Source organism: Bradyrhizobium sp. sGM-13 (assembly GCF_018398875.1).
In the GTDB taxonomy this organism is placed as follows: Bacteria; Pseudomonadota; Alphaproteobacteria; order Rhizobiales; family Xanthobacteraceae; genus Bradyrhizobium.
This window is the reverse complement of record NZ_JAGWDK010000410.1, coordinates 1-243: the sequence shown is the minus strand read 5'-3', so window position 1 is coordinate 243 and position 243 is coordinate 1. Positions and strand designations below refer to the sequence as shown.

Below are 243 nucleotides of genomic sequence, written 5' to 3'. Positions count from 1 at the left end.
AGGATCAAGATCGGTTCGCCAGACTCCATCGCCAACTTCGTCGGCAAGGCGTCCTGTTGCGTCATCAAGCAATCGTTCAAGTGCCGCCGTCGGCACGGATGGATCGGCCGCCGTCGATGTAAGACTAGCTAAATTAAGCCACGTCGTAGCGGCGGCCTCCAGGTCGCGGGTGATAGCTTCGGTCACAAGATCAATGGCAAGATCGGTCCGGCTGGCACGGGTGAGTTCCGCGAGTTTGTTCAA

Annotated in this window: 1 protein-coding gene; it reads right to left on the bottom strand. The window is 58.0% G+C overall.

Translation table 11 applies throughout. From position 1 onward, the window contains the following. Positions 1 to 243, bottom strand: a 243-nt coding sequence (locus tag KJQ96_RS39470; protein ID WP_213291270.1) for a hypothetical protein, incomplete at both ends; no start/stop codon positions are given.